The sequence below is a fragment of the Roseovarius sp. MBR-154 genome (assembly GCF_053628595.1).
Window position 1 is genome coordinate 226,694 of the sequence record NZ_JBRJGR010000002.1, and the last position, 22,660, is coordinate 249,353.

The 22,660-nt window shown below is 65.3% G+C and carries 22 protein-coding genes; 5 read left to right on the forward strand and 17 right to left on the reverse strand.

Annotated elements, in window-relative coordinates; genetic code table 11:
* Positions 1-297: 297 nt before the first annotated feature.
* Positions 298-495, forward strand: coding sequence for a DUF1127 domain-containing protein (locus ACSSV4_RS04330; protein WP_454273706.1), 198 nt, complete (start codon positions 298-300; stop codon positions 493-495).
* A gap of 90 nt (positions 496-585) precedes the next feature.
* Here the strand turns inward: ACSSV4_RS04330 and ACSSV4_RS04335 are convergent, their stop codons facing one another.
* The 6 genes from ACSSV4_RS04335 to ACSSV4_RS04360 form a co-directional block, all read right to left on the reverse strand.
* Positions 586-930 carry a hypothetical protein gene (locus ACSSV4_RS04335; protein ID WP_454273707.1) on the reverse strand — a complete coding sequence of 115 codons (345 nt, stop codon included), beginning with the start codon at positions 928-930 and terminating at the stop codon, positions 586-588.
* Between the two features lie 109 nt (positions 931-1,039).
* Positions 1,040-1,912, reverse strand: coding sequence for a 50S ribosomal protein L11 methyltransferase (locus tag ACSSV4_RS04340; RefSeq protein WP_454273709.1), 873 nt, complete (start codon positions 1,910-1,912; stop codon positions 1,040-1,042).
* A 21-nt stretch (positions 1,913-1,933) separates the two neighbouring features.
* A complete protein-coding gene (locus tag ACSSV4_RS04345) occupies positions 1,934-3,166 on the reverse strand; it encodes an MFS transporter (RefSeq protein ID WP_454273710.1) in 1,233 nt (410 codons plus the stop codon).
* A gap of 345 nt (positions 3,167-3,511) precedes the next feature.
* Positions 3,512-5,173 (reverse strand): site-specific DNA-methyltransferase, encoded by a 1,662-nt coding sequence (locus ACSSV4_RS04350; RefSeq protein WP_454273711.1) that lies wholly within the window; start codon positions 5,171-5,173, stop codon positions 3,512-3,514.
* 446 nt (positions 5,174-5,619) lie between these two features.
* Positions 5,620-6,114 (reverse strand): bacterioferritin, encoded by a 495-nt coding sequence (locus ACSSV4_RS04355; protein WP_454273712.1) that lies wholly within the window; start codon positions 6,112-6,114, stop codon positions 5,620-5,622.
* Between the two features lie 129 nt (positions 6,115-6,243).
* Positions 6,244-8,445: a primosomal protein N' gene (locus ACSSV4_RS04360; RefSeq protein ID WP_454273714.1), complete on the reverse strand. Its 2,202-nt coding sequence runs from the start codon at positions 8,443-8,445 to the stop codon at positions 6,244-6,246.
* A 92-nt stretch (positions 8,446-8,537) separates the two neighbouring features.
* Here ACSSV4_RS04360 and fsa point away from each other — a divergent pair, with 92 nt between their 5' ends.
* The 3 genes from fsa to ACSSV4_RS04375 all read left to right on the forward strand — a co-directional run bounded on the left by fsa (position 8,538) and on the right by ACSSV4_RS04375 (position 11,125).
* Entirely contained in the window at positions 8,538-9,191 is a 654-nt protein-coding gene (gene fsa / locus ACSSV4_RS04365) for a fructose-6-phosphate aldolase (protein ID WP_454273715.1), read from the forward strand.
* 309 nt (positions 9,192-9,500) lie between these two features.
* Positions 9,501-10,208, forward strand: coding sequence for a DUF484 family protein (locus ACSSV4_RS04370; RefSeq protein ID WP_454273880.1), 708 nt, complete (start codon positions 9,501-9,503; stop codon positions 10,206-10,208).
* A complete protein-coding gene (locus ACSSV4_RS04375; protein WP_454273716.1) occupies positions 10,205-11,125 on the forward strand; it encodes a tyrosine recombinase XerC in 921 nt (306 codons plus the stop codon). Before ACSSV4_RS04370 ends, ACSSV4_RS04375 begins: the two co-directional genes overlap by 4 nt.
* 481 nt (positions 11,126-11,606) lie before the next feature.
* Here the strand turns inward: ACSSV4_RS04375 and ACSSV4_RS04380 are convergent, their stop codons facing one another.
* Positions 11,607-12,983, reverse strand: a complete 1,377-nt coding sequence (locus ACSSV4_RS04380) for an FAD-binding oxidoreductase (RefSeq protein WP_454273717.1) — start codon at positions 12,981-12,983, stop codon at positions 11,607-11,609.
* Between the two features lie 87 nt (positions 12,984-13,070).
* On the opposite strand from ACSSV4_RS04380, the gene ACSSV4_RS04385 reads away from it, so the two are divergent.
* A complete protein-coding gene (locus ACSSV4_RS04385) occupies positions 13,071-14,759 on the forward strand; it encodes a chloride channel protein (RefSeq protein WP_454273718.1) in 1,689 nt (562 codons plus the stop codon).
* A 45-nt stretch (positions 14,760-14,804) separates the two neighbouring features.
* On the opposite strand, the gene ACSSV4_RS04390 is transcribed toward ACSSV4_RS04385, so the two are convergent.
* The 10 genes from ACSSV4_RS04390 to ACSSV4_RS04435 form a co-directional block, all read right to left on the reverse strand.
* Positions 14,805-15,458, reverse strand: a complete 654-nt coding sequence (locus tag ACSSV4_RS04390; RefSeq protein ID WP_454273720.1) for a Crp/Fnr family transcriptional regulator — start codon at positions 15,456-15,458, stop codon at positions 14,805-14,807.
* The gene (mmsB, locus tag ACSSV4_RS04395) at positions 15,458-16,330 is read right to left on the reverse strand and encodes a 3-hydroxyisobutyrate dehydrogenase (protein ID WP_454273721.1); all 873 of its coding nucleotides are present in this window, start codon (positions 16,328-16,330) and stop codon (positions 15,458-15,460) included. The genes ACSSV4_RS04390 and mmsB overlap by 1 nt, the downstream gene beginning before the upstream one ends.
* Complete coding sequence (locus tag ACSSV4_RS04400) at positions 16,327-17,379, reverse strand: enoyl-CoA hydratase/isomerase family protein (RefSeq protein WP_454273723.1); 1,053 nt, start codon at positions 17,377-17,379, stop codon at positions 16,327-16,329. Before ACSSV4_RS04400 ends, mmsB begins: the two co-directional genes overlap by 4 nt.
* The gene (locus ACSSV4_RS04405; protein ID WP_454273724.1) at positions 17,376-18,518 is read right to left on the reverse strand and encodes an acyl-CoA dehydrogenase family protein; all 1,143 of its coding nucleotides are present in this window, start codon (positions 18,516-18,518) and stop codon (positions 17,376-17,378) included. The genes ACSSV4_RS04400 and ACSSV4_RS04405 overlap by 4 nt, the downstream gene beginning before the upstream one ends.
* Positions 18,519-18,738: 220 nt before the next feature.
* Positions 18,739-19,029: a hypothetical protein gene (locus ACSSV4_RS04410; protein ID WP_454273726.1), complete on the reverse strand. Its 291-nt coding sequence runs from the start codon at positions 19,027-19,029 to the stop codon at positions 18,739-18,741.
* The gene (locus ACSSV4_RS04415; protein WP_454273728.1) at positions 19,029-19,394 is read right to left on the reverse strand and encodes a hypothetical protein; all 366 of its coding nucleotides are present in this window, start codon (positions 19,392-19,394) and stop codon (positions 19,029-19,031) included. The genes ACSSV4_RS04410 and ACSSV4_RS04415 overlap by 1 nt, the downstream gene beginning before the upstream one ends.
* Positions 19,381-19,704, reverse strand: coding sequence for a hypothetical protein (locus ACSSV4_RS04420; RefSeq protein ID WP_454273729.1), 324 nt, complete (start codon positions 19,702-19,704; stop codon positions 19,381-19,383). Before ACSSV4_RS04420 ends, ACSSV4_RS04415 begins: the two co-directional genes overlap by 14 nt.
* An 11-nt stretch (positions 19,705-19,715) precedes the next feature.
* Complete coding sequence (locus ACSSV4_RS04425; protein ID WP_454273731.1) at positions 19,716-20,864, reverse strand: hypothetical protein; 1,149 nt, start codon at positions 20,862-20,864, stop codon at positions 19,716-19,718.
* Positions 20,861-21,229 (reverse strand): phage tail assembly chaperone, encoded by a 369-nt coding sequence (locus ACSSV4_RS04430; RefSeq protein WP_454273733.1) that lies wholly within the window; start codon positions 21,227-21,229, stop codon positions 20,861-20,863. The genes ACSSV4_RS04425 and ACSSV4_RS04430 overlap by 4 nt, the downstream gene beginning before the upstream one ends.
* Positions 21,226-22,518 carry a hypothetical protein gene (locus ACSSV4_RS04435; RefSeq protein ID WP_454273735.1) on the reverse strand — a complete coding sequence of 431 codons (1,293 nt, stop codon included), beginning with the start codon at positions 22,516-22,518 and terminating at the stop codon, positions 21,226-21,228. Before ACSSV4_RS04435 ends, ACSSV4_RS04430 begins: the two co-directional genes overlap by 4 nt.
* Between the last annotated feature and the right edge of the window lie 142 nt (positions 22,519-22,660).

A 22,660-nucleotide genomic window follows, 5' to 3' on the forward strand; every position in this document is an offset into this window, starting at 1 on the left:
GCCCGCCTGTTTTTCGATGCAATAGCACGAAACAAGAACAAAGACCAAGGGGAATGCGTATTCGCATTCTGCCCAGCCTCCGGGCAAAGCGTTGCAGAATTGCCGCAAGCGGGTTTCCGAACCTGCTGGAACGGAAATTTAAATTATTTAAAATCAAAAATTTAACACCAAACGTGACCCATGCAAAAAACGCATAAGAACTATGCAACAATCCCGGCTTGCGGGAACAGGATTGTCTGACTAGCTGCACTGCAGAAACGGAAATTCTCCGCATCCCCAAATCCAAGGAACACTCTCATGGCCGCTCTTGACACCACCCGCACCCACGCCTCTCACGCCGGTTTCGGCGCTCTCGTTTCGCGCATCGTCGCCACGCTCTCCGCATGGAACGAACGCCGTGCCACGCGCAACGCGCTGTCGCAACTGTCGGACCGCGAACTTGACGATATCGGCCTGACCCGTGGCGATATCGACGCCGTCGCCCGCAGCCTGTGATGCCACAGCGCGCGGGCACGCCCCGCCAACACGACAAAAGCCCTGCACAGGACTGACCTGAGCAGGGCTTTTTCTTGTGGTCTGACCGGATCAGCGCAGGACCGGTGCCAGGTACCGCGCCATGATCAGCGTCAACGGGTCGGGCTGCATCACCAGCGCACCCGCCTGTTCGAAATGACTGCCCTCGGCCAGTTGCGCGATGCGTTCCTTGTAGGTCACCGCCCCGAGATGGGCCAGCACGACCGCCTTGAAGAACACAAATCCGAGAATGAGATAGAGCAGGCCGCGCAGCGGGATGGTCGGCATCCGCCGCCGGGGCTTGAAGACGATGAGGCCGTCGCGCCCGACCTTTCCGACATATCCACGCTCGGAACGGGCGCGCTTGCGGCTGATGGACCGGAGCCTGGTCTGGAACCCTTGATGCACATCACTCATGGCAACATTTCCCTAATCACGACCCCCACCGCGATTGAGAAGAAACTACGCCTCAATTAAGGCAAGAACAAGGCACCACTTTTCCGCCGGGCCAATTTTCGACTTATTTTCAGCGGTTTTTAGACATTACCAGCGTCGTCCAGTCACCAATTTCCTCGCGATGCTCAAGACTGTTTCCAGCCTGTGCATAAACCCCGATCACCTCGTCGGCCTGCTCGTTGAGAATCCCCGAGAGAATCACTTTTCCGTCATCGCGCAGCCGCGCCGTGATCTCGGGGGCAAGCGCAATCAGCGGCCCCTTGAGGATATTGGCAAAGATCAGGTCATAGGGGCTTGCTGCCTGCAACTCCGGATGATCGAGCCCGGTCGCCTCGACACAGCGCACCCGGCCGCCCAGATCATTGGCCGCGACATTGGCCTCGGCCACTTCGACCGCCACCGCGTCGATATCCGAGGCCAGCTTCACGCCGGGCCAGACCCGCGCCGCGCCCATTGCCAGCACGGCGGTGCCACAGCCCAGATCGAGCACCGAGCGCCCGACAAAGCCCGCCTCGGCCAGCCGGTCAAGCGCCCGCAGGCAGCCCAATGTGGTGCCATGATGCCCGGTGCCGAACGCCATCGACGCCTCGATCAGCAAGGGCTCGCAGCCTTCGGGTACGCGGTCGGCATCGTGGCTGCCATAGACAAAGAAACGCCCCGCCTCGACCGGGCTCAGATCGCGGCGCACCTTGGCGACCCAGTCCACCTCGGGCAGTTCCGACACCGCAAAGGGCCGCGCCTCGTGGATCACGGCCAGAAGGGCCAGCCCCGCCTCGTCCGGGGCCTCCTCGAAATAGGCGCCGATCTCCCACAGCCCCGATCCGTCCTCCATCTCGAAGGCGCCGACGCCGGTGGGTTCGGGCGTCAGCCCCTCCAGCGCCTCGGCCAGCGCCTCGGCTTGGCGTTTGTCGGATAGCGTGGTGAGCGCGGTATAGGTCGGCATGTCGGCCTCATTCTTGGGGGGTTATTCGGCAGGCGCGGGGATGAACCGCGCAAACACCGTCTCGTTGCCCGGCTCCGGGTGGCGCGGGATCAGCAGCGCAAGGCTTAAGGAAACACAGGCCATGCCCGCCGCCGCCATGAACACCGCCGCGGGCGAGACCAGCCACAGATAGCCCAGAAGGGCCGGCAGGAACACCGCCGCGATATGATTGATGGTGAACGCCACGGCAGCGGTCGGCGCGATGTCACCGGGGGCGGCGATCTTCTGGAAATAGGTCTTGAGTGCCAGCGCCAGTGAGAACAGCACATGGTCCACCACATAGAGCGTCGCCGCCAGCACCACGCCCCAGCCAAAGAAATAGATGCCGCCATAGGCCAGGAACACCAGCGCCAGCCCGACATATTCAAAGACCAGCGTGTTGCGCTCGCCAAAACGGAACACCGCCCGCCCCATCAGCGGCGCGGCCACCATGTTCACCACCAGGTTGATCATGAAGAGCGCCGTCACCTCATGCACCTCAAAGCCGAACCTCTCGACCATCATGAAGCCCGCGAAGACGAAGAAAATCTGCCGCCGTGCCCCGGACATGAATTGCAGCGCATAATAGAGCCAGTAGCGCCGCCGCAGCACCATTGTCTTGATCTGCGGATTGGGGGCCTCGAACTTCGGATAGGCGAGCAGGCAGAATACCGCGACACAGGCGGTGAACCCGCCCGAGATCATGTAGACGGTGTTGTAGCTGATATCGAACGCCCGCCATGTCAGCACGATCAGCAGATAGGCGACCAGCGTCGCCGCCGATCCCGCCGCCAGCAGCCAGCCCAGCATCTCCGGCGCGCGCAGCTTGTCCAGCCATTGCAGTTGCAGCGACTGATTGACCGTCTCGAAATAATGAAACCCGATGGAACTCAGCATGGTGATCGTCAGGATGCCGCCCAGCGTCGGGAACTGCGCGGTCAGCGCCGTCGCCACCCCCAGCAGCAACAGCGACACCAGCCCCAGAACCTGCTCATGCATGAAGATGATGAGCGCGATCACCCCCACGGCAAAGAAGCCGGGGATCTCGCGCACCGTGTGCAGCCAGCCAATGTCCGAGCCATCGAACGCCGCCATCTCGATCACGAAATTATTGAGCAGCGCCGACCATGTGGCAAAGGCCACCGGCATCGCGGCGGCCATCAGGAACAATAGCGTGACGGGACGCCGCCAGACCGGCAGCTCCCGCGCGCGCCCAAGGGGAAATTGCGCACTCATGCGCTTGTCTTACGCCCAAGTCGCGCGATTGGCGAGAGGCCCGGCGCTCGACCGTCCGACATTTTCAAAAGTTTTCGGACCTCTTTCCTGTCAAGCAGACGCGCCGTCCCGCCCGCTCACCGGCCGTCATCCTCGGGCCTGACCCGAGGATCTCCCGTCCACCTGTCCCCGTCATCCTCGGGCTTGACCCGAGGATCTCCCGTCCACCTGACCCCGTCATCCTCGGGCCTGACACGAGGATCTCCCGTCCACCTGTCCCCGTCATCCTCGGGCCTGACCCGAGGATCTCCCGTCCACCTGCCCCGTCATCCTCGGGCCTGACCCGAGGATCTCCCGACACCCCCCTCACAGATCAAGCGAGCCCTGCGCGCGGCTGTCCTCCTCGCGGGCGGCGCGTTTGAACGCATCGTCGCGGCGCGCGGGCAGGCGCACGGCGCGGTCGCGCAGTTGCAAAGCCTCCTCGATGGTGACGATCTGAATGCGCGGCACCGGCTCGAATCCCTCCATCTCGAACTGCCCCGCCGCCGCCGCCTCGGCGATCATGGTCTTCTTTGGTTCGGTCAGGGTGAGGAAAATGCCGATCTCGGCGCGCTCGCGCTCGATCACGCCGCGCAGGTCGCGGATCATGCCGACGCCCACATTGTCGCCCGCCTTGACCGAGACGATGGCGCGATGCGTCTTGCCGAAATAGACATTGCCGTCGATGCCCCGGTCCGCGCCCTTCTTGCCGAGGTTGCCGGGCTGCGCCGCGATCAGCGACAGCGCCCATTTCTCGAACTCGAAATAGTAATTCTTGTCCTCGCGCCCCCGATTGGCGAGGTCGCGCGCGCCCGCGATGTCCTGCGGCACGCCGTGGGTGGTGAATTGGACCTTGGGGAATGCGTCGCGCAGGCGCTTCTCGATCAGCCCGATGGCAAGGTGGGTGACGTCGATACCGATCCAGTTGCGCCCGAGTTTTTCCGCCGCATGCACGGTGGTGCCGCAGCCGCAGAACGGATCGAGCACCGCATCACCGGGATTGGAGGAGGCTTTGAGAATGCGTTCGAGCAGGGCGACGGGTTTCTGCGTGGGATAGCCGAGGCGTTCTTGGGCGCGGGAGTTTATTGGGGAAATATCGGTCCAAACCGTGCCCATGACGCCCCCGTCCATTTCGGACAGATAGCGTTTTAGCTGTGGGCGCTTTGACGTGTCGCGTTTCCCATGTTTGTCAGTCGGATACCATATACGACCCTCGGAATCTAAACGCGTCATAGTCTCAAGAGAGTATCTCCAGCCTTTCGGCGGGCTCTCGTGCCCCTTCCATTCATACATCATGTTTGGTCTAGGGTTGGGGCTTGTCATGTTATCAAGCCGATATTTCCCGCGCCCATCACCATCATCGTGGCGATATTTTGAGGCCAGATATTCCTCAGAATGAGGTTCGCGCGGCGTGTTCCAGATAAAGTCATTCGGAGATTTTGCGTAGAAATAAATCGTGTCAGCAACGCGACTCCAAGTCTTTGAATCGCTATGCGTCGTTGTTCGTTTCCAAATAATTTCATTCTTGTAGCTGCGCGCCCCGAAAATCGCATCCAGCAATATCTTCAGGTAATGGCTCGCCGTCGGGTCGCAATGCAGATAGAGGCTGCCGGTGGGCTTCAGCACCCGGTGCAGTTCCAGCAGGCGCACGGCCATCATGGCGAGATATGCCATCATGTCATTCTCACCCAGAAACGACCGCATCGCGCGCAGCATCTCCGCCGCCGCAGAATTGCCAGAGCGCAGCACCTCGCCAAACGCCTCTTCGGCCGCGTCGGTCCAGTGCCAGGTATCGTCGAACGCCTCGATCTGCGCCGCAGACTCATTCCCCGACGGCCCGCGAAACAGCACGTTGTAAGAGGCGTTCGAATTGAACGGCGGGTCGAGATAGACAAGATCAACGCTCTCATCCGCGATGCTCTCGCGCAGCACGCTCAGGTTGTCGCCGTAATAGAGGTGATTGCCACTGCCGATGTTCATGCCGCCCATACCGCCCGTCCCTCGTGCTCGCCCGAGTAAAACCCGGTTTTCGTTAAGATCGAGTTTAGGCGCACCGGGGGGCGGCTGTCCACCGGGACACGCCCCGGTTCTCCCCGTCCCGCCCCCAACCTCCGTCATCCTCGGGCTTGCCCCCTCCAACTTCGTCCTCCTCGGGCTTGCCCCCCGCTACCGTCCTCCTCGGGCTTGACCCCTCCAACTTCGTCATCCTCGGGCTTGACCCGAGGATCTCATTATGGAGAGAGATCCTCGGGTCAAGCCCGAGGATGACAGGGGGCGGGTGGAGAGAGATCCTCGGGTCAAGCCCGAGGAGGACAAGGCGCGGGTGGAGAGAGATCCTCGGGTCAGGCCCGAGGATGACAGGGGGCGGGTGGAGAGAGATCCTCGGGTCACGCCGGAGGGTGACAAGGAGGGGCGGAGGACGGCCCCGGCCCCGCTCAGCCCGCGCCGTGATCGCCGCTCGTGCCGCTCATGTAATTGGTCATGAAGGCAGGCTCGCCCAGCTTGCGCAGCAGGTCAAGTTGCAGGTCGAGCCAGTCCCAATGGCCCTCCTCATCCTGCACGATCCGCTCGAAGAGCGCGCGCGTGCCGATATCGTCGCTCTCGAAGGCCTGCCGCGCGGCCTTGGTGTAGAACTCGATGGCCCCGGCTTCCTCATCCTTGTCGGCCTCAAAGAGCGCCTTGAGGCTCTCGGCCTTCTGCGGCGTCTTGGCGGCCTCCAGCTTCGGCACGCCCCCGAGGAACATGATCCGGTCGATGAAGGCCCCGGCATGGCCCAACTCCTCGTGCATCTCCTCGCGCATCTTCGCGGCCAGCTTGTCGATGCCCCAATCCTCCAGCGTGTGGGCATGCAGCAGGTATTGATGCACCGCCGTCAGTTCCATCGCCAGGGCGGTTTGCAGGTTTTCGATGCTCGTCGTGCGGTCGGCCATGGGGCCCTCCTTCGGTCTGTTTTCAACTCAGACGTAGACCTATTCACGACGCGGCCATTTGCAACACCGCGCACCGACGCAATACCGACGTGATACCGACAGGATACAGACACCGGTTTTCGGGTCGTCTCAGTAAAAACTCTGCGGGTCGATATCCACACTCAGCCGCGCCTGCGCGGGCAGCCGCAGCTGCGCCACCCATGCCGCCAGCGCGGGTTGCAGCGCCACGCCCTTGGGCGCCTTCACGAGCAATCGCACCCGGTGCCGCCCTCTTATCCGCGCAATCGGCGCAGGCGCGGGGCCAAAGACCTGCGCCCCCACCGCCCGAATGGGCCCGTCGCGCCGCGCCAGTTCCGTGCCCAGATCGAACACCGCCTGCATGTCGGGTGAGCTGAGGATGATCCCCGCCATCCGGCCATAGGGCGGCACCCCCGCCTGCCGCCGCGCCCCGGCCTCGGCCCGCCAGAACCCTTCCTCGTCGCCCGCCAGGATCGCGCGGATCACCGGATGCTCGGGCTGATAGGTCTGCAACACCGCGCGCCCCGCCCGCTCGGCCCGCCCGGCGCGCCCCGCCACCTGCCGCATCAGCTGAAACGTCCGCTCGGCGGCGCGCAGGTCCGACCCCTGCAACCCCAGATCGGCATCGATCACGCCCACCAGCGTCAGCAGTGGAAAATTATGTCCCTTTGCAACGAGTTGCGTGCCGATGATGATGTCGGCGGCGCCTTGGGCGATCTCCACGATCTGCTCCTTGAGCGCGCGGGCCGAGCCGAAGAGATCCGACGACAGCACCGCGATCCGCGCCTGCGGAAAGAGCGCGGCCGCCTCCTCCGCCAGCCGCTCCACCCCGGGGCCGACGGCGGCCAGCCGGTCCTCGGCCCCGCAGGACGGGCAGGTGCTCGGCACCGGCGCGCTCTCGCCGCATTGATGGCAGATCAGCCGCTTCTGAAAGCGATGCTCGACCATGCGCGCATCGCAATGCTCACAGCCGATCTGATGCCCGCAGGCCCGGCAGATCGTGGTCGGCGCATAGCCGCGCCGATTGAGAAACAAGAGCGCCTGTTCCCCCGCCGCCACGCGCGCGTTGACCATGGCCTGCAGGCTCGGCGACACCCACCGGTTCGACGGCAGCGTCTCGGCCCGCATGTCGATCGCTGCCAGTTCCGGCATCACCGCCGCGCCATAGCGCGCCGCCAGATCCAGCCGCTCGTATTTCCCGGCCTCGGCATTGGCCCAGCTCTCGAGGCTCGGCGTGGCCGAGGCCAGCACCACCCGCGCTTCGCACACGGATGCCCGCAGCACCGCCATGTCGCGCGCGTTATACAGCACGCCATCCTCCTGCTTGTAGGAACTGTCATGCTCCTCATCGACCACGATCAGCCGCAAGTTCTGAAACGGCAGGAACAGCGCCGAGCGCGCGCCCACCACCATCTGCGCGGCGCCCTGCCCGACCATTTTCCAGGTGCGCCGCCGCTCGGTCATGGTGACGCCAGAATGCCACTCGGCCGGGCGCGCGCCGAACCGCGCCTCGACCCTTGTCAGAAACTCCGCCGTCAGCGCGATTTCGGGCAAAAGCACCAGCGCTTGGCCCCCCTGCCGCAGCGCCTCGGCCACCGCCTCCAAATAGACCTCGGTCTTGCCCGACCCGGTGACGCCGCGCAGCAATGTGGTGCCATAGCCCTGCGACCGCACCCCGTCGCGCAGTCGGCCTGCGGCCTGCGCCTGATCGTCGGTGAGGTTTTTCGCAGGCAGGTCGGGATCGAGCCGCGCAAAGGGCCGGTCGCGCGGCGTATCCTCCTCGCGCACGGCGCCCTGTTTCACCAGCCCCTTGACCACCGAGGACGTCACCCCAGCCATGTCGCTCAACTCGCGCAGCGTGAACCCCAGCCCGCCATGCGCGCGCAACACCTCCAGCACCCGCGCGCGGGCATCTGTCATCCGCGCGGGCGCGTCCTCGCCCAACCGGTAGATCTTCTGCATCGACGGCGGATCGCTCAGCCCCGGCGCGCGCGTCGCCAGCCGCAACATCGCGGGCAAGGGCGTCAGCGTATACTCCGCCGCGCGCTGCAGGAACGCCTGCATCTCGGCGCGCATCGGGGCGGCGTCCAGCACCCGGATGATACGGCGCGCCTTCTTGAGGTCAAACCCTCCGCGCCCCGCGCCCCAGACCACGCCCAGAACCTTGCGCGGCCCCAGCGGCACCTCGACGAACGCCCCGTGCAGGCACCCCCCCTTGGGCGCAAGGTAGTCGAGCGGGCCATCCAGCGGCTGCGCCGTCAACACCGCCACGAGCGATCCCTCATCGTGGAAATCGGGCGCGGCTGCGGTCACGCGAGGCTCCTTCTCGTCGGGGGTTTCGGCGCGGTGATCTATGCGGTAAACGCAGCCCCAAGACAACCCAACTCGCCACAGAGGGCCAGCCCATGAAATTCTTTGTCGATACCGCAGAAACCGATCAGATCGCCGAGCTCAATGAGCTTGGCATGGTCGATGGCGTCACCACCAACCCGTCGCTGATCCTGAAATCCGGGCGCGACATTCTTGAAGTCACCAAGGAAATCGCCACCATGGTCGATGGCCCGGTCAGCGCGGAAGTCGTGGCGCTGACGGCTGACGAGATGATCGCCGAGGGCCGCAAGCTCGCGCAGATTGCCGACAACATCGCCGTCAAGGTGCCGCTCACATGGGACGGGCTCAAGGCGTGCAAGGTACTCTCGGGCGAGGGCAACATGGTCAACGTGACCCTGTGCTTTTCCGCCAATCAGGCGCTCTTGGCGGCCAAGGCGGGGGCCACCTTCATCTCGCCCTTCATCGGGAGGCTCGACGACATCAATCTCGACGGGATGGATCTCATCTCCGATATTCGCCAGATCTACGACAATTACGGCTTCGAGACGCAGATCCTCGCAGCGTCGATCCGCACGGTGAACCACGCCTATCAGTCGGCGATGGTAGGGGCTGACGTGATGACCGCGCCGCCCGCCGTGATCAAGGCGATGGCGGGCCACGTGCTCACCGACAAGGGGCTCGAGGCGTTCATGGCCGATTGGGCAAAGACCGGACAAAAGATCCTCTGACCCGACGCCGCCCCGTCATCCTCGGACTTGTCCCGCCCCCGTCATCCGCGGGCTTGACCCGAGGATCTCTCACCCGGCAGATCGTCCGGTCCAGCCGGACGATGACAACGGTCAGCCAGCCGCCCTCCACTGACTCGGCCCCGCGCCCGGTCATCCTCGGACTTGATCCGAGGATCTCATGCCACAGGAGATCGTCCGGTCACGCCGGACGATGACGCCTTGGGGGGAGGATCGCGGCGCAGCCTCGAAATTTCTTGCGGCATTCCCCGCGTGATCTGCTATAACACCCAAAAACACGTCGAGGCCGAAATGAGCAGCAAGCCCGAGATGAATGACCAACTGCGCGAAAAGATCATTGCGCAGCCCGATGTTATCCTTGACGACCAAGACCTTATGCGCGCCCTCATTGCCGCGAACGAACGCTCGATGGGCGGCAACATCGTCGATCTGCGCGGCATTGCGATGGAACGGCTCGAGGCCCGGCTCGACCGGTTGGAGGACACCCACCGCTCGGTCATCGCCGCCGCTTACGAGAATCTCGCGGGCACCAATCAGGTGCATCGCGCGATCCTGCGCATGCTCGACCCGGTGGAGTTCGAGACCTTCCTGCGCGATCTCGACGGCGAGGTGGCGCATATCCTGCGGGTCGATTCGGTGCGCCTCGTGCTCGAATCGGTGCAGAACGACAGCGATCCGGCGGTGCGCCGCCTCGGCGATGTGCTCTCGGTGGCCGAACCCGGCTTCATCAAATCCTACCTGACCGGCGGGCGCGACGTACCGGCACGGCAGGTGACCCTGCGCCAGATCGAAGAGGGCGACATGCGGATCTATGGCCGTGACGCCGGGTTCGTGCGCTCCGAGGCCTGTCTGCTATTGGATTTTGGGGCCGACCGCCTGCCCGGCATGCTGGTCATGGGGGCCGAAGACCCGCACCAGTTCAGCCCGCAGCAGGGCACCGACCTTCTGGCCTTCTTCGCAGGCGTGTTCGAGCGAACGATGCGCCGCTGGCTGTCATGATCTCGGCCGCCGCCCGCGACGCCCTGCAGGGCTGGCTGGCGGGGCAGAAGGCGCTCAAGGGGGCCTCCGACAACACGCTCGACGCCTACGGGCGCGACGTCACGGGCTTTCTGGCCTTCATGACCGAACATCACGGCCAGACACAAGGGTTGGCCGCGCTCGCCCGGATCACAACCGCCGACATGCGCGCCTGGATGGCCTTTACCAGGGGACAGGATGTCGGCCCCCGCTCGCTCGCGCGCAAGCTTTCGGCGGTCAAGAGCTTCTATCGCTGGCTGTCCGAACGCGAGGGCTTCGAGCCGACCGCCGTGCTTTCGATCCGTGCGCCGAAATTCCAGCGCAAGCTGCCCCGCCCGCTCTCGCCCGAGGCCGCGAGCGAGATGATCGAGACGCTCGAGATGCAATCCCTCTCCCCCTGGATCGCCGCCCGCGATCAGGCGGTAGTCACGCTGCTCTATGGCTGCGGCCTGCGCATCTCCGAGGCGCTTGGCCTCACCGGCGCGGCACTGCCGATGTCCGACACGCTGCGCATCATCGGCAAGGGCAACAAGGAGCGGCTGGTGCCGGTGATTGCGCCTGCCCGCGCGGCTGTGGCGCGCTACGCGCAGATCTGCCCCTATGCCATGCGCCGCGACGGCCCGCTCTTCTTCGGCGCGCGCGGCGGCGCGCTCGGGCCCCGCGCGGTGCAAAAGGTGGTGGAGCGCACCCGCGCCCAGCTTGGCCTGCCCGCCACCGCCACACCGCACGCCATGCGCCACAGCTTCGCCACCCATCTGCTCAACGCGGGCGGCGACCTGCGCGCGATCCAGGAGTTGCTCGGCCATGCCTCGCTCTCGACCACGCAGGCCTATACCGGCGTCGACACCGCCCGCCTGATGGAGGTCTATGCCAGCGCGCACCCGCAGGGGCGCGGCTAGCGGTCTCACCCTGGGCATGACGGCAGGTTGGGGCTGTGGGCATTTTTGGCCTGTTGCGTTCCTTGGCCTCCAGCACCAATGCGCGGAATCGAGGTGCCGCAGGCACCGCCGCGCAGCGCCCGACCGCCCGTCGCACCAAAGGTGCGCCGATAGCATCGGCACGCCTTTGGCGTGACGGGCGGGCGCTTTTGCAACGTATCAAGTAATTGAAAACGCGTAAGTATTGGGCTGATATAAAGTGCCCTCCGGAAAGGGTGCCGCGCCCACCCGCGGTCGGGCACCGCACGGCTCATCCTTGAATCCGCGAAGGTCCACTGCAGGCCACTATCAACCTTGTGGATATTCCGGCAATCGGCAGAAACGTCTGCACTGCCACCCCTCGGAGCATCGTCCGAACGACCAGAAGCGCCCCGGTGCGAGACCGGGAAACTTCCGTCAGCGGACGAACACCGGGACAAGGTCAGGGACCCCGCACCTTCAATCAGTCGCGAGGCGGCACCAGCTTGCCGGGATTCATGATGCCCAAAGGGTCGAGCGCCGCCTTGATCGCCCCCATCATCGCCCATCCAGCCCCGTGCTCGCGCGCCATGTAATCGAGCTTGCCCACACCGATGCCGTGCTCGCCGGTGGCGGTGCCGCCCAATGCCAGGCTGCGCTCGACCATCCGCGCGGCGGCGGCCTTGGCGCGGGCAAGCTCGTCGGGATTGCTCTCATCCACCAAGAGCACCGCATGAAAATTGCCATCCCCCACATGGCCCAGGATCGGCCCCGGCACCCCGGCCTCCTGCAGGTCGGCGCGGGTGTCCTCGATGGCCTGCGCCAGCTTCGAGATCGGCACGCAGATATCGGTGACGACGGCGCGCGCACCCGGGCGCGCAGCGAGGATCGCGTAATAGGCATTGTGCCGCATCGTCCAGAGCGCAGTGCGCGCCTCGGTCCGGGTCGCCCAGTCAAAACCTGATCCACCATGATCGGCGGCCAGCGCGCCGAAACTCTCGGCCTGTTCGGTCACCCCGGCGGGACTGCCGTGAAACTCCAGCAGCAGATGCGGCTTTTCCGGCAGATCCATGCCCGAATAGGCATTCACCGCCCGCACGCTCTCGGTATCCATCAACTCGATCCGCGCCATCGGCACCCCGCACTGGATGGTGTCGATCACCGTCTGAACGGCGTTGCCCACACTCTCGAAGGCGCAGACCGCCGCCGAGACCGCCTCGGGCTGGCCATGCAGCCGCAGCGTCAGTTCCGTCATCAACCCGAGCGTGCCCTCGGAGCCGACGAAAAGCCCCGTCAGATCATAACCGGAGGAGGATTTGCGCGCCCCCGTCCCGGTGCGCAGGATCTCGCCCGCCGCCGTCACAACCTCGAGCGCCAGCACATTGTCGCGCATCGTGCCATAGCGCACCGCAGTTGTGCCACTGGCACGGGTCGCGGCCATCCCTCCGATCGAGGCATTGGCCCCGGGATCGACCGGGAACATCAACCCGGTGGCGCGCAACTCCTCGTTCAGCGCCTCGCGCGTGACCCCGGGTTGCACGCGCGCGGTCATGTCCGCCTGCGCGATCTCCAGCACCCGGTTCATGCGGCTGAAATCCACCGCGACACCGCCCGCAAAGGCCTGCGCCTGCCCCTCGAGCGACGTGCCGGTGCCCCAGCCTACCACCGGCACGTGGTGGCGCGCGCAAATCGCCACGATCCGCGCGACCTCCTCGGTGCTCTCGGGATAGGCAACCGCATCGGGTGGGGCATCGGGGAAATACGACTCGCTGCGCCCGTGCAGGTCAAGATCGGACTTGGACCGCGTCAGCCGTTGGCCTAGACAGGAATGAAGTTCGGCGATTGCGTTTTCGATGTCCATGGCGTGGCTTTCATCCTTGAAGCTGTCTGCACACTAGGCGATGTGCGCGCGATGCGAAAGCCGGGGCCGGACGGCCAAGAGGGGAAGATGCAGGCAGAGGACGCATCGTTTTTTCGCCAGCTGTGCCGCGCCGCGGCGCAGGGGCTGCGCGATGGCTGGCTTGTATTGCGCAAACGCGGGCCAAGCCAGTTCCAGTTCTGGCTGATCGCGCTGATGATCGGTATCGCGGCGGGCTTTGCCGCGCTCTTCTTCCGCAAGGGGATCGCGGCGCTGCAGGGCTTCGTCTACGGGACCGAGGACGTGACCCGCCTGCACAGCCTGGCCGAACAGTTGCCATGGTACTGGATTCTGTTTCTGCCGGTGGCGGGCGGTCTGGTGGTGGGGCTGATCCTGCATCATTTCACGGATGACGCGCGGGTACGCTCGGTCGCCGATGTGATCGAGGGCGCGGCGATGGCCGAAGGCCGGGTGGAGCGACGCGAGGGGCTGGCCTCGGCGGCGGCCTCGCTGATCACGCTCGGCACCGGCGGGTCCTCGGGGCGCGAGGGGCCGGTGGTGCATCTGGCGGGCGTGATCTCAAGCTGGGTCAGCGACCGGATCGACGCCAACGGGGTGACCGGGCGCGACCTTCTGGGCTGCGCGGTGGCCGCCGCCGTTTCGGCCTCGTTCAACGCGCCCATCGCCGGTGCGCTCTTCGCACTCGAGGTGGTGCTGCGGCATTTCGCGGTCCACGCCTTTGCCCCCATCGTGATCGCGAGCGTGGCGGGCACGGTGATCAACCGGCTGGAATTCGGCGATGTGACCGAATTTACCCTGCCGCAGGCCAGCGCGCTGGAATTCTACGCCGAACTGCCCGCCTTCCTGATCCTCGGACTGGTCTGCGGCGTGGTGGCGGCGGCCTTGATGCGGGCGATCTTCCTGGCCGAGGACGTGGCCAGCCACGTGCAGCTGAAACTGCGCCTGCCGCGCTGGCTGCGCCCCGCCGGCGCGGGGCTCCTGCTGGGGGCCATCGCGATCTGGTTCCCGCATATCATCGGCGTGGGATACGAGACCACCTCGGCGGCACTGACCGGCGAGCTTCTGTGGCACGAGGCGGTGGTCTTTGCGGTGCTCAAGGTGGCGGCAGTGGCGATCACCATCGGCGGGCGCATGGGCGGCGGGGTGTTTTCGCCCTCGCTGATGGTGGGGGCGCTGACCGGGCTGGCCTTTGGTCACATGGCGACGGCGGTCTTTCCCGAAGTGTCAGGCGCCTACACGCTCTATGCCCTCGCCGGCATGGGCGCGGTTGCGGCGGCGGTGCTCGGCGCGCCGATATCGACCACGCTCATCGTGTTCGAGCTGACCGGCGACTGGCAGACCGGCCTTGCGGTGATGGTGGCGGTGTCGATGTCGACCGCCCTCGGCTCCAGGCTGGTGCGGCGCTCATTCTTCCTGACCCAGCTCATGCGGCGCGGCATCCGCCTTGCGGCGGGGCCGCAGGATTACCTGCTGGCGATGTACCGGGTCCGCGCCCTGATGCGGCCCCCCGATCACGAGCGCGCGGCGGATGAGGCGCAATGCTGGTCGCTGATCGAACAGGGGGTCTATCTGGACGTGACCACCACGCTTGAGGTCGCCATGCCGATGTTCGAACGCGCAAGCGTACCGTTCCTGCCGGTGGTGATGCTGGCGGGGGGCGATCAGCCGCCCGAACTGCAGGGCGCGCTCTTTCACGTTGATGCGCTCAAGGCCTATAACCGCGCGCTCGCGGCGGTCTCGGAGGAAGAGCATAGCTGAGCCATGCCCGGACCCGGCATGGTTGGGCTGTTGCGGGTCCGGATGTCAGTTGTCGATCTCGGCCAGTTCCCGCAGCGTCCCGGCATCGAGAATACGCACCACGCCGCGATCCAGCGCCACGATGCCGCGCCGCGCCAGCGCATCGAGACGGCGCGAGACCACCTCGCGCGCGGTGCCGATCATTACCGCGATCTCGGCATGGGTCGCCTTCAGCGCGTCATCTTCGGCGCGCTCCAGCAGGCATTGCGCCAGCCGCGTCTCGATCCGCTGAAAGGCGACGCGATCCAACAGGTGCATCATGGATTGAAGGCGCTGCGCAAAGGCCGTGAAGACGAATTTGCGGAACCCGACCGACAGATCCATCAGATGCAGAAACGTGTCGCGTGGCACCAGCACCAGTTCGCTGTCGCTCCGCGCGACCGCCTCGCCGGAATAGTCCTCGCCGCCCATCAGCCCGAGGGTGGATTGCACGCAGCTTTGCCCCGGCTCCACCGCGTAAAGCAGCATCTCGCGCCCCGAGGCGCCGGTCAGAAACACCTCGACCCGGCCCTTGAGCACGATCACGAAGCCCTTGACCGTCTCGCCGGGCTGAAACAGCACCTGGCCGGTCGGGGCAGTCATCGGCGAAAGCCTGTCGAGGATGGCCACCGCCTCCGGCTCCAGCTTTGGCAGGCCGGGGGCGCGCGCCACCCAGCCCATCAGCCGCGCCCGCGTTTCTCGAATCGTGGCAGCATCGCCGAGAAATCACGACCCTTGCCGTCTTCCTTTTCGACGAATTGCGCATAGAGGTCACAGGCCGCACGGCCCATCGGCGTATCGGCATCGACCGCCTCGGCGGCCTGCTGCGACAGACGCAGGTCCTTGAGCATCAGATCGGCGGCGAACCCCGGCTGATAGCCGTTATCGGCGGGCGATTTGGGGCCGATCCCCGGCGCCGGGCAATAGGCATTCATCGACCAGCTATAGCCCGAGGAGGTCGACACCACGTCGAACATCGCCTGCCTCTCCAGCCCCAGCTTGTCGGCCAGCGCAAAGGCCTCGCAGGTGGCGATCATGGTGGCCCCAAGGATCATGTTGTTGCAGATCTTGGCCGCTTGCCCATTCCCGGACGGGCCACAATGAACCGCCTTTTGCCCCATGATGTCAAAGAGTTCGCGGGCGATGTCAAAGCCCGCCTCGTCGCCACCTACCATGAAGGTCAGCGTGCCCGCAGCCGCGCCACCCACGCCACCCGACACCGGCGCATCAAGCGCCAAAAGCCCCGCCGCCTGCGCCTCTTGCGCCACGTCGCGCGCGGATTGCACATCAACGGTCGAGCAGTCGAGCAGCACCGCGCCCTTGTCCATGGCCGGGATCACCTCCGCAGCCACCTTCCGCAGGATGTCGCCATTGGGCAGCATGGTGATCACCACGCGGGCCGCCTTGGCGACCTCTGCCGCGCTGTCGGCCATGCACAGGCCCTCGATCTTGACGTCGGCCATGTCAAAGCCCGTCACCTCATGCCCGGCCTTGGCCAGATTGGCGGCCATCGGCCCGCCCATATTGCCCAGCCCGATGAACCCGATCTTCATGTCGTTCCCTCCCTTTCGAATGTCAGCGCGTCCGCCCCGAGGGGCTTCAGCATGACGGCGACTGCCGTTCCCGGCAGGCCCTCCAGCGCGTGTTGCCAGTTCGGCGCGCGGTCCTTGTCGATGATCGCCGCGCGGATACCCTCCAGGAAATCGCCCTCGTCCATCGCACGATAGGTGAAACGGTATTCAAGGCCAAGCGCGTCGCGGATACCCGTTTCGGGCGTCCGCAGACGGTGCACCATCTCGACCGTGCAGGCCATAGACAGCGGCGAGCCGCGCGACAACGCCTTGAGCGCGCCGCTCGTAAAGTCGCTGTCCTCTGCGCGCAGGGAATTGACGATATCGCCCAGCCTCTCGCCGCCGAAATGTGCGGCGACCTGCGGCTCAATACTGCGCAGAGTGCCCGTCGGTGGCGTCTCTGTGGCGGCGTCGATCACCGCCGGATCGCCCGTCTCAACCAGTGCCGCGATCAGGTCACCCCACTTCAACTGCGGCACGTAAACATCTGCAAAACCGCTATATATCGCATCCTCCGGTCCCATACGCGTGCCGGTGATCCCCAGATATTCCCCCATCCGCCCCGGTGCGCGCGCCAGCAAGAGCGAGCCGCCCACATCCGGCACCAGACCGATGCCGCATTCGGGCATGGCGATCTGCGTGCTCTCACAGGTGACGCGGTGCGATCCGTGGCAAGAAATGCCCACGCCGCCGCCCATGACAAAGCCCTGCATCAGCGCCATATAGGGTTTGGGATATTCGGCGATTTTCGCATTCAGCCGGTATTCATCGGCCCAGAACCGCCGCCCATAGGCGAAATCCCCGGCACGCCCGGTGTCGTACAACTGCTGAATGTCGCCGCCCGCGCAGAAGGCACGATCCCCCTCGGCGTCGATCAGCACCAGCGCCACCTCCGGGTCGTCGCGCCAGTCATCCAGTGCCGCCTCGATGGCCATCGCCATGTCATAACTCAACGCATTCAAGGCCTTGGACCGGGTCAGCGTGATCCGCCCGGCGCGGCCGTCCTTGCGGATATGGATGTCACCGCTCATTGGTCCGCCAGCATCTGCCGCGCCACGATCAGGCGCATGATCTCGTTGGTGCCCTCGAGAATTTCATGCACCCGCAGGTCGCGCACCAGTTTCTCGATCCCGTAGTCGGCCAGATAGCCATAGCCGCCATGCAGTTGCAGGCACTGGTTGACGACGCGCGAACCGGCCTCGGTCACGAATTTCTTGGCCATGGCACAGAACTTGGTGGCGTCGGGCGCCTCAGTGTCCAGCTTCCACGCGGCCTGCCGCAGGAAGGTGCGCGCGGCCTGCAACTCGATCTCCATGTCGGCAAGGCGGAATTGCAGCCCCTGGAACTGGTCGATCGGTTTGCCGAAGGCCTTTCGCTCGGCCATGTAACTCAGCGTCATGTTGAGCGCCTGCTGCGCCGCCCCCAACGAACAGGCCGCGATATTCAAACGGCCACCATCCAGCCCGTTCATCGCATATGTGAAACCTTTGCCCTCTTCTCCGACCAGATCACGCGCAGGAATGTTGGAATTATCAAACTGAACCTGGCGCGTCGGCTGGCTGCGCCAGCCCATTTTATCCTCCAGCCCGCCATAGCTGAGGCCCTCCGCGCCGTCCTCGACATAGACGGTCGAGATGCCCTTGGGTCCATCCCCCCCGGTGCGCACCATCACCACATAAGCGTCGGAATACCCGCCGCCCGAGATGAACGCCTTGGTGCCATTCAGAGTGTAGCCCTCATTGGTGCGTTCGGCGCGGGTCTTGAGGGCGGCGGCATCCGATCCCGATCCCGGTTCGGTCAGGCAATAGGACAGCACCGTCTCCATGGTCATGGCTTTCGGCAGCACCCGCGCCTTGATCTCGTCCGAGCCGAACTTGTCGATCATCTTGGCGCACATGTTGTGGATCGACAGGAAAGCCGCGACCGAGGGGCAGGCCATTGACAGCGCCTCGAAGACCAGCGTCGCATCCAGGCGCGTAAGGCCAGAGCCGCCCGCCTCCTCGCTCACATAGAGCCCGCCAAAGCCAAGCGCGGCAATCTCCGGCCACAGATCCTTGGGGATGGTGCCCTCGCGCTCCCAATCGCGGGCATGCGGCGCGATGCGATCCTGTCCAAAGGCATGGGCCATGTCGAAAATGGCAGTCTGTTCCTCGCTGAGGGCGAAATCCATCGGCGGCTCCTGTTCGTTGAAATGAACGCGCGTTAATTTAATTAGCAACTATTGCAGAACTGTTTCAAGCGCCAGCCCCGGTCAGAGGCGCTGTAGCGTGACGCTGAAGTTTACAGTGAATTACAGTGAAGATTGCAGCAACCGATTTTTAGAAAAGGGGCTGCAGGCGGCGGGTTCAACGGGCATTCAAATGGCGTTTAGACCCCGCTGAACCATGACGCTACCGATGCTTCCGGATCAGCCAGTAGTTCCTGACGGCGACCGCTCCGACGATCGCGGCGATCACCGCAACCGAAAGGATGCCCGTGTACAGATAGAGAGGCATGGCCGCGCCCCACACAAAGATCAGGCGGGGGATCCACCACTCGGAGGACAGAGCGACCTGAACCTTATGCCAGAGCCAGTTCTTCTCCTCTATTTCCGGCATCGGCAGGAACGTGTTTGTGCTGCGCACATCGGCCAGCTGCGCCGCCGCGAACAGCACCCAGACGATGATGTCGAGCCCCGACATCAGAACCGCGCCGCCAATTCGGCCACGCCATCGGGCACGGCGGGCCAGACAGGATCGTCGCCGGCCGCGATGGCGGTGCGACAGGCGTCTTGCATGGCGGCGACCCACGCCTTCCAGGACTGTGCCAAAGCCAGATCGCCGTCCTGCAGCCCGGATGCGGTCAGGGCATCTGCGCGCGTGGCACCGTCCAGCACCGCTGCCGTGAAGACGATCCCGGCCTGCGCGATGTTCATCTGGGTGGGTTCCGAACCGACGGCGAGGATGCCCGCGCGGCACTCGGCCTTGATCCGAGTGGCGCGCGCCGCCGCCGCCTCTGCGGCCTTGTCCTCGGCGGTGATCGATTGGGTGAAATCAATCTGCGGCATCGTCGGTCTCCTCGATCTCATAGGGTGGCAGGCTCACCGGCCCGTCGCCGGTCAGGGTGATGGGTGCGGGAAAGCGGGTTGCCTCGGGCGCATTGGCCCCGTGGGGCAGGATCAGCGTCAGGCGCAGCACGCCGCCCACGCGCTCGACCGGCCCGGCGAACCAGTCGCTGCCAATGGCCTCGGTGGGCAAACTGGCCCCGTCCGGCAGGGGCGAGAAATCGAAGGTCTCGCCGTTGATCGTGAGGGTATCGCCGTTGCGGCTCAATTCGAGCGCGGTATCGCGGCGGGAAGGGGATAGGGTGATCTGCATGGCTCGTCTCCTTATGCCGCCTGACCAATGGCCCTCATCATCACGGTCACATCGCGGGCTGCGTTGATGCTGGTCCCGGCAAAGGCCCGGACGCTGGCAAGCTGCGTAGCGCTGCGCGTGAAATAGTTGGCCCCCAGAACGCGCAGATTGAACGAGCTACTCTGGGACTCCGCCACCAATGTCACGTCCGGCGCGGCGCTGAACGCCGCCGGATAGGTCCAGTTAAACGTCGCGCTCTGATAGGGGTCGTCGCGCGTGCCTGTGCCGGAAGCGAGGATGCTGCCCGCGTTCACGGCGTGGTGGCAGATCAGCTTGCCGTTCGGAAACTTGATGTATTTGCCATTCGCGTTGGTCGCGATCTCTGCATTGCCATCGTGCCACGTGTTGCGCCACGTGATCGCGCCCGTCTCACCCGTCCGCGTGCCGAAGAACAGCCGCTGAGAGGACACCGTGCTGGTCTGCCGCATGGCAATGATGGCCGTTGCGCCAGTAATCGCGCGGGACACAATCGCCATGCCCTGAAACGCCAAGCCGGTGCCCGGCGCGCCCGTGGCCGTCGCCTCTGCGTAGCGATAGAAGCCGGGTCGCAGGGCGGCGGTAAAGTCCGTGATCTCGGACGGTGTATCCGCCCCCAGCCCGAACGCGCCCACGGCCATGAGCCGCCCCGCCGTGGTGTCGATGGGCGAGGATTGCACCGCAGGGCCGGTAATGCCGTCTGCGCCGAACAGCACCCGATCGACGCCGCCGGTGGTCAGCGCCACCTTGTTCGAGGACACGCGCCGGAGGCCGGTATCTTGATCCGCCGTGAAGGCGATGCCAGGTTGTGCCAACGTGCCATCCGCGAACTTGCCCGAGCCAGGGCCGTCGAGCATCGCCTGCACATCGGCGTTGCGCTCCTCGACCGCCGTCGCCAGAGCTGCCGCGACCCCGCCAGTGGCGATGGCCCAGTAGGACTGCGCTGACTGCGTGGTGCCGGTGTAGAATTCCAGCAGCAGAAGCTCGGTCGCGCTGACCACCTGGTTGATCACGCCCATTTCGCCGTTGGGCAGCTTGATCAGCCAGCCTGCGCGCAGCACGCCCACCCAGGCCGTGCCTGCGCCGGTGACGACGGCGCTCCCGTTCGTGACACTGATCGTGCCGGTGTCGTAAACCGCACTCATTTCATTCTCCTCGGTTGCTCAGGATAGACAGGGTTCAGGGGGTCGGTGGTCTGCGGCAGGTCGCGCAGCGCGCGGCGGTACTCGGCCCAGGCCGCGCAGTCACAAGGCGCATCGGGCAGTTGCGACCAGTCGGACGCGGCCAGCAGCCGGTCGCGCGTCTGACGCAGGCGGCGCATCGCCTCCGCCACGTCCGGGCCGCGTGGCACCAGCGCGCCTTCCTCGGCACGCCAGGCGGTTGGGTCCTCGACGGCCCCGTCGATCACGAGGCGGTGAAGCCCCTTGGGTGTGCGTGCCGTCGAGCTGCGCGGGGTCTGAACCCACCGCACCACATCACCCGCATCGTTGTGGAAAATGACCGTTTTCATTTCTTGACCAGCATCCCCCAGATGTTCGAGGAGGACAGTCCCTGCCCGCCCGCGTTGCGTATCTGCAACCGCACCGTGGCGCTTGCGCCGGTAAACGCCCGGCTCAGCGAGCCCACGAACCGCGCGCCGCCCCCCGTCGCGAGGATCATCTCGTCACGGGTCAGCGACAGGACCTCGGTCGTTACGTTGATCGTGGCGCGGATCTTGAACCCGGCCGGGAATGTCTCCGGCGGGTGTGACAGGGTCAGCACGATGGTACCCAAAAGGGCATGCGCCGCCGCATTGGCGTCGATGGTGAACTCGGCGGCCGTGGTCCATGTGGAGTTGCCATTGGTGACGTTTCCGGAACCTGCGATTGCAAAATCCGTGACGCCATTGGCCTTGATCTTGTCGGTGGTCACCGCCTCACCGGCGAGGTTGAGCGTGTCCACGGTCAGGTTGGAGACGAAGGCGTTCTCGGCGGCCAGCTGCCCGATCACTGCCGTGTCGATCTGTGTGATCCCGGTGATCTGCACGAAATCTGCCGCGATCCGGAACGTACTGGTGGGGCCGCTCGTGCCATCGGCCACGCTGACAGCCTCAAGCACGTTCTGGCCGTTGAGCCGCCAGACAAAGCCCGCCGCGATCCCGTCCGCCGTCGCCTCGGCAAAGGCTGTCGCTTCGGCCAGTGCCTCGAACGAGGCATACTCGGCGCTGATGCGCTGCTGCACCGCCGCGACCGCGCCATCCGCGTCCACTTTCGTGCTCTCGATCGTGTCCACACTGGCCGCGATCTGCCGGGCCGAAAGGCTCTGGCGCTCTGCGATCACCTGCGTGACGTAGACCGGGCCCGCCCCGCCGGGCGGGCGGCGCAGTATGATGTCGAGAGTTGCGGCATCGGCCGGGGCGGTGGCGGTCAGCTCTGAGGTCTGGAACTTGCCCGAGACCATGGTTGCGCCGAGCAGCTCTGAGGTGATGATCACCCCGGCGGCATCGCGCCAGCGAAATTGCAGGGCCACGATGCCACCCGCTCCTGTTGCATCGCGCCCCGCCGTGATCGAGGCATCAACGATATCGCCCTGTTGCACCTCGACGCCCGTGACCGCGACGGCGTCCCGGTTGAACGCATCGTCGCGGTCCATGCGCAGGACATGCCCGGTTGGTGCCAGTGCCAGCACCGAGGCCGCACCCGGATCGCGGGCCACGACGCTCATCTTGGCCGTGTCGAGCGTCCAGCCGACCGCATCGCCCGCCTTGAACGACCCGTTGGGGATCAGGCTGATCGGGTTGCCGAGCGACACCTCCTGCAACCGCCGCTGGAACGCCAGCGCGCTGTCTGGGTCGATATCGAGATTGACGATATCGGTGATCGCCCCCTCGGCATCCTCGACCCGGCCCTGTCAGCCCAAGATGCGACTGAACGAGCGCACTCGTGCTGGTGACGTCCACCGT

What these genes read in the sequence shown, in the direction of transcription:
- ACSSV4_RS04330 (WP_454273706.1), top strand. Translation starts at nt 298, where the DNA reads ATGGCCGCTCTTGACACCACCCGCACCCACGCCTCTCACGCCGGTTTC.
- ACSSV4_RS04335 (WP_454273707.1), bottom strand. Translation starts at nt 930, where the DNA reads ATGAGTGATGTGCATCAAGGGTTCCAGACCAGGCTCCGGTCCATCAGC.
- ACSSV4_RS04340 (WP_454273709.1), bottom strand. Translation starts at nt 1,912, where the DNA reads ATGCCGACCTATACCGCGCTCACCACGCTATCCGACAAACGCCAAGCC.
- ACSSV4_RS04345 (WP_454273710.1), bottom strand. Translation starts at nt 3,166, where the DNA reads ATGAGTGCGCAATTTCCCCTTGGGCGCGCGCGGGAGCTGCCGGTCTGG.
- ACSSV4_RS04350 (WP_454273711.1), bottom strand. Translation starts at nt 5,173, where the DNA reads ATGGGCGGCATGAACATCGGCAGTGGCAATCACCTCTATTACGGCGAC.
- ACSSV4_RS04355 (WP_454273712.1), bottom strand. Translation starts at nt 6,114, where the DNA reads ATGGCCGACCGCACGACGAGCATCGAAAACCTGCAAACCGCCCTGGCG.
- fsa (WP_454273715.1), top strand. Translation starts at nt 8,538, where the DNA reads ATGAAATTCTTTGTCGATACCGCAGAAACCGATCAGATCGCCGAGCTC.
- ACSSV4_RS04370 (WP_454273880.1), top strand. Translation starts at nt 9,501, where the DNA reads ATGAGCAGCAAGCCCGAGATGAATGACCAACTGCGCGAAAAGATCATT.
- ACSSV4_RS04375 (WP_454273716.1), top strand. Translation starts at nt 10,205, where the DNA reads ATGATCTCGGCCGCCGCCCGCGACGCCCTGCAGGGCTGGCTGGCGGGG.
- ACSSV4_RS04380 (WP_454273717.1), bottom strand. Translation starts at nt 12,983, where the DNA reads ATGGACATCGAAAACGCAATCGCCGAACTTCATTCCTGTCTAGGCCAA.
- ACSSV4_RS04385 (WP_454273718.1), top strand. Translation starts at nt 13,071, where the DNA reads ATGCAGGCAGAGGACGCATCGTTTTTTCGCCAGCTGTGCCGCGCCGCG.
- ACSSV4_RS04390 (WP_454273720.1), bottom strand. Translation starts at nt 15,458, where the DNA reads ATGGGCTGGGTGGCGCGCGCCCCCGGCCTGCCAAAGCTGGAGCCGGAG.
- mmsB (WP_454273721.1), bottom strand. Translation starts at nt 16,330, where the DNA reads ATGAAGATCGGGTTCATCGGGCTGGGCAATATGGGCGGGCCGATGGCC.
- ACSSV4_RS04400 (WP_454273723.1), bottom strand. Translation starts at nt 17,379, where the DNA reads ATGAGCGGTGACATCCATATCCGCAAGGACGGCCGCGCCGGGCGGATC.
- ACSSV4_RS04405 (WP_454273724.1), bottom strand. Translation starts at nt 18,518, where the DNA reads ATGGATTTCGCCCTCAGCGAGGAACAGACTGCCATTTTCGACATGGCC.
- ACSSV4_RS04410 (WP_454273726.1), bottom strand. Translation starts at nt 19,029, where the DNA reads ATGTCGGGGCTCGACATCATCGTCTGGGTGCTGTTCGCGGCGGCGCAG.
- ACSSV4_RS04415 (WP_454273728.1), bottom strand. Translation starts at nt 19,394, where the DNA reads ATGCCGCAGATTGATTTCACCCAATCGATCACCGCCGAGGACAAGGCC.
- ACSSV4_RS04420 (WP_454273729.1), bottom strand. Translation starts at nt 19,704, where the DNA reads ATGCAGATCACCCTATCCCCTTCCCGCCGCGATACCGCGCTCGAATTG.
- ACSSV4_RS04425 (WP_454273731.1), bottom strand. Translation starts at nt 20,864, where the DNA reads ATGAGTGCGGTTTACGACACCGGCACGATCAGTGTCACGAACGGGAGC.
- ACSSV4_RS04430 (WP_454273733.1), bottom strand. Translation starts at nt 21,229, where the DNA reads ATGAAAACGGTCATTTTCCACAACGATGCGGGTGATGTGGTGCGGTGG.